Source organism: Desulfothermus sp., from assembly GCF_053993635.1.
Genome location: NZ_JBMYBT010000095.1, coordinates 1 through 6,992 on the forward strand (window position 1 = coordinate 1; position 6,992 = coordinate 6,992).

General features: G+C 33.2%; 7 protein-coding genes and 1 riboswitch. All 7 genes read left to right on the plus strand.

From position 1 onward, the window contains the following. On the plus strand, positions 1 to 1,356 hold a 1,356-nt coding region (locus tag ACY2V1_RS07315), incomplete at its 5' end, for a M48 family metallopeptidase (protein ID WP_461834142.1). Between the two features lie 136 nt (positions 1,357 to 1,492). Next, positions 1,493 to 1,806: riboswitch (cobalamin riboswitch) on the plus strand. A gap of 274 nt (positions 1,807 to 2,080) precedes the next feature. Next, a complete protein-coding gene (locus ACY2V1_RS07320) occupies positions 2,081 to 2,848 on the plus strand; it encodes an ABC transporter substrate-binding protein (protein WP_461834143.1) in 768 nt (255 codons plus the stop codon). Continuing rightward, complete coding sequence (locus ACY2V1_RS07325) at positions 2,849 to 3,142, plus strand: substrate-binding domain-containing protein (protein ID WP_461834144.1); 294 nt, start codon at positions 2,849 to 2,851, stop codon at positions 3,140 to 3,142. Between the two features lie 6 nt (positions 3,143 to 3,148). After that, complete coding sequence (locus ACY2V1_RS07330) at positions 3,149 to 4,168, plus strand: FecCD family ABC transporter permease (protein WP_461834145.1); 1,020 nt, start codon at positions 3,149 to 3,151, stop codon at positions 4,166 to 4,168. Further along, positions 4,165 to 5,397, plus strand: a complete 1,233-nt coding sequence (locus ACY2V1_RS07335) for an ABC transporter ATP-binding protein (RefSeq protein WP_461834146.1) — start codon at positions 4,165 to 4,167, stop codon at positions 5,395 to 5,397. Before ACY2V1_RS07330 ends, ACY2V1_RS07335 begins: the two co-directional genes overlap by 4 nt. Further along, positions 5,363 to 6,364, plus strand: a complete 1,002-nt coding sequence (locus tag ACY2V1_RS07340) for a radical SAM protein (protein WP_461834147.1) — start codon at positions 5,363 to 5,365, stop codon at positions 6,362 to 6,364. The genes ACY2V1_RS07335 and ACY2V1_RS07340 overlap by 35 nt, the downstream gene beginning before the upstream one ends. Continuing rightward, positions 6,351 to 6,992: cobaltochelatase subunit CobN (locus ACY2V1_RS07345; RefSeq protein ID WP_461834148.1), on the plus strand; the 642-nt coding region annotated here is incomplete at its 3' end. The genes ACY2V1_RS07340 and ACY2V1_RS07345, both read left to right, overlap by 14 nt.

Below are 6,992 nucleotides of genomic sequence, written 5' to 3' on the forward strand. Positions count from 1 at the left end.
TGTGGTATAATTGGGCTGACATTAGCTAATAATCTACTCGAAAAATATCCAAACTCAAAAATAGCAGTTATAGATAAAGAGCGAGATATAGGTTTTCATGCATCAGGTAGAAATAGTGGGGTTTTGCATGCTGGTTTTTATTACTCAGCAGAATCATTAAAAGCAAAATTTACTAAGGACGGTTGTTTATATTGGAGAAAGTTTTGTGAAGAAAATAAATCTGTAAAAGAAAGTTCAAATTTTTTGAGTACGTTAGGGGGAATAGAGATGAAGGAATATAAATTATACGTATCCACATGCTCTTTTTGGTTAATTATATTGATTTTTTTACTTTTAGGTCCTGCCTGTGCTCCAACAACCAGGGTGCCACAGATTAGTGAAGAAATAGCTGCACAGGAAGCAGAAAAACAAAGAGAATTGGCTGTATTAGAGTTTGTAAAACTATATAAACGTCTCCAAAGAGTAGGTTTTCGCATTCTTCAAGCCAATGCACCATTATGTGGGGAAAAAATAAGATATGATTGGGGTTTTATTTTTCTTTCTCAGGAAAGTATACCAAAGAATTATCGTCAGGCCTATGTACATTTATATGGAATCAGAGAATATCCAACAGTACTTTATGTAATACCTACTTCACCAGCAGAAAAAGCGGGTTTAAAACCAGGAGATGTAATTTATGCTGTTAACCAGCAACATTTATTGCCAGGCACAAAAGGAATAAAAATTTTAAGCCAAGTTTTGAAACACAATCATGGTGAAAAAATTGTGTTATCAATAGAACGTAAAACCAAAAACCTCAACATTGTAATTAAACCAGTGTGTATATGTAATTATTCAATAATATTAAAAAATAGCGATCAAGTGAATGCATTTGCAGATGGTCAACACGTGGTTGTTTTCTCAGGAATGATGAGGTTCTTAGATTCTGATGATGAATTGGCTCTAATTATAGGCCATGAATTAGCCCATAATACTATGGGACACATACAGAAACAAGCTGTGAATAGAACGATTGGAACTCTTTTAGGTGCTATTGTAAGTGAATTAACAGGGGTAAATGTAACAAGAATAGGAGCACAAACAGGACAATTGCTCTTTAGCCAGGAGTTTGAGGCTGAAGCAGATTATGTGGGATGTTATTATGCTGCTCGCGCAGGATACGATGTCTCAGGAGCTGCCCAGTTATGGAGGCGTATGGCTGCTACTCATCCTTTAGCCATCAACTTAAAAGGAAGCACCCATCCATCTACAGCAAAGCGGTTTTTAGCTATTGAGAAAACAGCTGAAGAAATTAAACAAAAAATAAAAAGGGGAGAGCCTTTAATTCCAGAAAAAAAAGATCATTATAAAGATTAACTCTTTTGCTCTTAGACACGGAGCTTCTGACAGAATATTTAGATGAAACCTGTATAAGTAGGATTAGGCAATCCATTTTTATGGTTTTTAAAAACATGATTGACAACGTTAGATTCCAAAGATAAGTTCCCTTGAAAAAAACAAAATATCTCTAGGTTCCCTGTATTCAGGGTGAAACGGGAAGCCGGTGAAAATCCGGCACTGGCCCGCAGCCGTGAGAGGGGACGAAAGCTGGAATATGCCACTCTTGACACCTTTTCACCATGACTCCTCAAAAATTAAGGAGCTCGGTTAAAGGTGCCAAGGGGAAGGCTCCAGCTCGCTCTGGTGAACATTCTAAAAAGAAAATTTTATTCACCGGGGCGAGTCCTGTTGAATTTCCTTAAGTATTCAACAGGGCAAGTAGGATGATCCTCAAGTCGGAAGACCGGCCTAGAGATAATAAAAAGGACGAAGCTTCGAGGCTAACTGCTTCGTTCTCGGAAAGGGTGACTTGCCTTAAGCTAAAGCCCATTTCCTGAGAACCCGCCTGAAGCTTCCTCCTTAGTATGCAAAAATAAATTGCATAAGGAGGAACAAAATGACTCATCAACTCTATCCTTTAATTTAATACCAGTTATTGTTTAAAGAAGTTTTTTATTTAATAGCTCTATCTATAATTGTGATCCTGGTGTAATTAGTTGTTTTTGTTTTCCAGAACAATTTAATAAGGATATTTATGCCAATGAGTAAATATTTATGGGGTTTATTAATTTTATTTCTCTTATTTTCATGCCATTCTTCTACATTTGAGTCCTTTGGAGAATTTTCAATAAAAAAATTATCCAACGGAGTAAAAGAGATTACAGATGGTGTTGGCAGAAAATTTGTCTTAGTGCCAAAAGGCATAAAAGCTCCAAAACAATACACCAAAGATGAAATAATATATATCCCAGTTAAAAGGGTTATTGCATATTCAGGATACAATGTCTCCCTTCTTAGAGGTCTTGAAGTATTAAATACTCTAGTTGGAGTTACTCATAAAAAAGATTACTGGACAATAGACTATGTAAAACATGGCCTTGAAAATGGATCTATTATATATGTAGGTGAATCCAATGCAGTTGATTATGAGCTTATTAAAAAGGCAAGTCCTGAAGTAGTGTTTACCTGGAATCTGGCAGATATACCTAAATTAGAAGAAATGGGTATTAAATGCATTGTAACAACAACTAAAAGTGCAATGGATCTCAATACGAGAATGAAATTTATGTTATTTTTATCTCAATTCTTTAATAAAGAAGAGGTAGCAGAGGAATTTGTAAAGAAAGTTAAGAAGACTATAAAAGATATAAATACAAAATTAAAACATATTTCATCAAAGCCAAAGGTAATATGGGGAGATATTTATGAAAAAAGAGTGTTAATTGAACCAGGTGATTCCTGGTCTGCACAAATTGTTGAAATAGCAGGTGGAGACTATCTCTTTAGCGATATTAGGGGGAGTTCCTGAATGGAGATATCTCTGGAGAGGTTTCTCTCCAGCGGAAGACAGGCAGATATATTGTTCACTTATCGTACTTCAATTACAGGTGCATCTTCTAAAGAAGTACTGGCCAAGATAAATCCTTTAATCAAAGATATAAAACCCCTAACAAAAGGGGCAGTTTATTCACCCCTGCCTAATTACTCTCAGTCAATGGATAGGCTGGATGAGATAATTAAAGAGATTGCAGCAATCCTTCATCCAGAAAAATTTCCAGGATATAGACTGAAATTTTTTACCAAACTCCCTGATAAAGGATAAAAAAATATGGTTGGTTTTAAAAGGTCTTCCAGGGGGGTTATCTTTATTTGTTGTGCTTTTATTCTCATAGTATTTATATGGCTATCTCTCTCAATAGGGTCAGTATCCATAACTCAAAAAAGGCTCCTTTATTTGATTTTTTCTCACGACACTTATTCAACTGACGGCTTTATTCTCTGGAATATAAGGATTCCACGCACCATTGCTGCAGTGTTAGGAGGTGGTTTTTTAGGGGTATCAGGCCTACTTTTACAGATATTTTTCAGAAATCCCCTAGCTGGTCCATTTATTCTGGGAATTTCTTCAGGTGCCACATTGGTAGTTGCCCTGGTCATGCTAACATCTATTGCACTTGGTTTTACCCAAATTGCGCCTTATCTAACCACCCTCTCTGCCCTTTTTGGTGCATACATTACAATGTTTATAGTGCTTATAGTGGCAACAAGAGTAAAAAATCCCATCACCCTTTTAATTATTGGTCTGATGATAGGCTATCTATGCCACAGTATCACCAGTATTTTAATGGCATTTGCTGAACAGGAAAGGATCAAGGGTTTTGTGCTATGGCAAATGGGAAGTTTCTCAGGATTTAAATGGTCAGAGATCAGGATACTCACCTTTGTTGGGCTAATAATATTGATATGTACTTATCTTATTTCAAAGCCATTAAATGGATTATTACTTGGGGATATTGATGCAAAATCCCTTGGAGTTAGGGTAAAGATGATCCGTTTTTTAATAGTTCTCTTTTCCTGCGCATTATCAGGACTGGTTACTGCTGGGGCAGGACCAGTTGCTTTTATCGGCATTGCAATACCCCATATGGGAAGGCTTATATTTTCTACTTCTGATAACAGGGTTTTAGTTCCAGGGGTGTTTTTGCTTGCAGGAATAGTTACAGGAGTATCTGATTTAATTGCAAGAAACATATTTTCACCTGTAGAAGTGCCAATTAGTGCTGTAACTGCTATTTTTGGTGCACCTATTATAATTGCTCTTGTATCTAAGAGGAAAATGGAGATATGAAAAATAAAGAAAAGGTTATCTCTGTCTCTGATCTAGATATAGGATATGGGAATAAAAAGGTCTTATCTAACGTAGATTTTGATGTATTAAAGGGAAAATTTGTCTCTATATTAGGTCCTAATGGTGCAGGCAAAACTACACTATTATTAACTCTGGCAAAGATATTAAAACCAATTAAAGGAACTATTTTTATAAAAAGCACTCCTCTTAATAAAATACAAATTTCAAACATGGCAAAACTCATTTCAGTTCTCTTTACAAAAAGATCTAATCCACCTTTTTTTGATGTATTTTCCTATGTAGCACTTGGAAGATATCCCCATACAAATATTTTGGGAAAGCTTACAAAAAGAGATAAAAAAATAGTTGAAGATGCTCTTAAATTGGTTGGTGCTCTTTATTTAAAAGAAAAACCAATGGAGATGTTGAGTGATGGAGAGCGACAAAAGGTATATATTGCCAGGGGACTATCTCAAGAACCCGAAATAATGATCCTGGACGAGCCCACAATACACTTAGATCTAAAACACAAGGTGGAAATAATTTCCATACTCAAAAATTTATGTACAAAAAAGAATATTACAATAATAGCTTCCCTTCACCAGCTTGAGCTGGCAATGAAGGTCTCTGATTATGTTATTTTGGTAAAAGATGGCAAGATGATAGCCAAAGGAACTCCTGAACAAATCCTAACACAAGAAAATGTATCTCGCCTATACAATTTTAATGGTGTAAAGTTTAATCCCCTTTTAGGCTCAATTGAGATCTCTCAACAATACAATAAATCCCAGCCAATGATATTTGTACTTGGTGGTATGGGATATGGAACTCCAATTTATAGGGTTTTATCAAGAAAAGGATTTTGTATATCTACAGGAATATTATATAAAAATGATATCGACTGGTTTATTGCAAAACAAATGAATGCAATATGTGTTGATGAAACTCCATTTTTACCAATAAAAGATGAAAAAATATCTAAATGTAAAGAATTAATAAAGGATTCAATAATGATTATTGATCCAATTCCAAACTCTAATACCCTGTATAATAAATCAAAAATTATCAATTCAGCTATAAATTTTAACAAGAAAGTAATTTTATTTAATCAAACTAAGACAAATCCAAATTCAGAATATGTAATCAATTTAAATAATTTAGATGAATTAGATTCTATATTGGACGGTGTTAGACATGATAAAATATTTAATAATTATAATAACAACTAATTGTAATTTAAATTGTATCTATTGTTATATTGGAGATCAAGAAAGGTTAGTAATTGCAAAGGATATTATTGATAAAGGTTTAAGTTTAATACCCAATAAAACTGCACCACTACATATACAAATAACAGGTGGTGAACCTACCCTATATCCTGAATTAATAGAATATACATGTAAAAATATAAAAAAACATCTTCCTATGGCTACTATTGGGATTCAGACAAATGCTACATTGTTAGATAGCTCTATTGTTAAGATATTTAAGAAATATGATCTCCAAGTAGGAGTAAGTCTTGATGGTCCAGGGGAGGTTCATAATATCTTGAGGGGTAAATTTACAGATACCATTAAAGGCATAGAGCTTTTAAAAAGGAATAGGATAAAATGTCGTATTACAACCACCCTTACTTCCCTTAATGTGACTTCACTTAAAAAATTGGCTCTTCTTATTGATTTGCTTGAAAATATAGAAGGAATTGGTCTTGATATGGTTGTAAAAAAAGGACGTGCTATTGATAAGGATTATTTATTTCCAGATAAACTAGAGATATATTCAGGCATAATGGATTTTATGCGCATAATAAATTTAATCAAAGCAACGAAAGATTTTCATTTTAGAGAACAGGACATGATATCTGGATATAGAAAAAATAAAAAATATGTATTTTGTCATGCCCAACAAGGAGAATCTATTGGGATCTTTCCAGATGGAAGTCTATATCCTTGTGCTCAAACTGCTGGAGATAAAAGGTTTTTATTGGGTCATATTAGTAATTATAAAATAGCAAAGTATGAGTTTAATAATTTTACCAATAAAGATAAATCCTGCTCATTATGTAAAATATCTAGTTTTTGTCCAGGAGATTGTCCAAGTAGAAATTTTTACAATGGTTCAAAAAATAAAAAATTGGTGTGCTCACTTTATTTTGCTGTTTTAAAAGCACAAGGAGTTCATTATGAAACTTCTTAAAATTACATATTATTCTGCTACTTCTATGGAATTTCCTTCAATTTCAAATGCTCACTTACGCATAAAACAAAAACAAGAACCTATAGAAATTGTAGTTAGGGCAAAATCACAATTAATAGATAAAAAAAATGCAGAAGATTTTATTGAACACGCAAAAAGCTCTCACTTTGTTATAATAAATCTTCATGGTGGAAAAGAGTCTTGTCCTAATTTTGACCTGATAATAAATGAAATAAAAAAATATAGGGAGAAAAATAAATTACCATATATATTGATGTTTGGTGTATCTGGTGATGAATCATCTATTAATCTAGCGTCTAAATACAGTGATTTTTTCATGCAAGAGATTTGGAATACAGTTTATAAATATATCTTATTTGGTGGGCCTAATAATTTTAAAAATTTATTTAATTATTTAAAATCTATTGTTTTTGATATTGATAATAAATTTGATCCTCCAAAAAAAGAACCCAGTGAAGGCATATATCATCCTGATATTGTCTATGTTTCATCTTTAGATGAATATTTAAAACAAAAAATAGATAAATCAAAACCAACTATAGGAATATGGTTTTATCAAGCATATTGGCTAAACCAGGAACTTAAATGGATAGATGCATTGATACAT